The sequence below is a fragment of the Bacillus cereus group sp. Bce019 genome, assembly GCF_051781745.1.
GTDB lineage: Bacteria > Bacillota > Bacilli > Bacillales > Bacillaceae_G > Bacillus_A > Bacillus_A cereus.
Genome location: NZ_JBPWJX010000142.1, coordinates 1 through 269, shown reverse-complemented (window position 1 = coordinate 269; position 269 = coordinate 1). Strand labels below are relative to the sequence as shown.

Sequence of the window (269 nt, the reverse complement as noted above, 5' to 3'; positions counted from 1 at the left end):
CTAATACTTTGTGGTGTCCAGCACCTAAACAAGCAACATTCATTTTTTTATTAATTAATATTACAATTATGATTTCAGAAGAAGTAAGAAAGAGAGTAGTAGAACAAGAGATTGGCGTTAAGTCGATGGAAAACTACATGGCTGAAAAGCTGATGGAGATTGAACGCAATACCCTCGACTTGTACAAGGCTGATGTTCTAATCAAGGGGTACAAGCAAATCAATGTGCGCCACAAGAACATTATCGACGTGCAGAGGGGTGCATTAAAA

At 37.9% G+C, this 269-nt stretch carries 1 protein-coding gene; it reads left to right on the top strand.

All coding sequences use genetic code 11. The annotated features are described in order from the left end of the window. Nucleotides 1-68: 68 nt before the first annotated feature. Nucleotides 69-269, top strand: a 201-nt coding sequence (locus tag ACS2QP_RS27785; RefSeq protein ID WP_438883069.1) for a hypothetical protein, incomplete at its 3' end; no start/stop codon positions are given.